This window comes from Bartonella sp. AA83SXKL (genome assembly GCF_042196965.1).
In the GTDB taxonomy this organism is placed as follows: Bacteria; Pseudomonadota; Alphaproteobacteria; order Rhizobiales; family Rhizobiaceae; genus Bartonella.
The window spans coordinates 1-321 of the sequence record NZ_JBHIRG010000240.1 but is presented as its reverse complement, the minus strand read 5'-3'; the positions used below and the strand labels follow the sequence as shown (position 1 = coordinate 321).

Annotated in this window: 1 protein-coding gene; it reads left to right on the top strand. The window is 42.1% G+C overall.

What is annotated here, in order from left to right:
* The coding region (locus ACFINO_RS10850) for a S1 RNA-binding domain-containing protein (protein ID WP_375655865.1) at nt 1-321 on the top strand (321 nt) is incomplete at both ends.

The following is a 321-nucleotide window of genomic DNA, read 5'->3' as shown; positions in this document are numbered from 1 at the left end:
TCCCATTCGCGATGTTTCGCCTCTCATGCATAATTCACAATCCTTTGAAATTTTGAAAATGGATCGTCGTCGTGGCAATATTGTTGTCTCACGTCGTACCGTCTTAGAGGAAAGCAGAGCCGAACAGCGTTCAGAAATCGTACAAAATCTTGAAGAAAACCAAATCGTTGAAGGTGTGGTTAAAAATATCACCGATTATGGTGCCTTTGTGGATCTTGGTGGAATCGATGGTCTCTTACATGTCACAGATATGGCTTGGCGGCGTGTGAACCATCCATCTGAAATCCTTACCATTGGTCAAACGATTAAAGTCCAAATTAT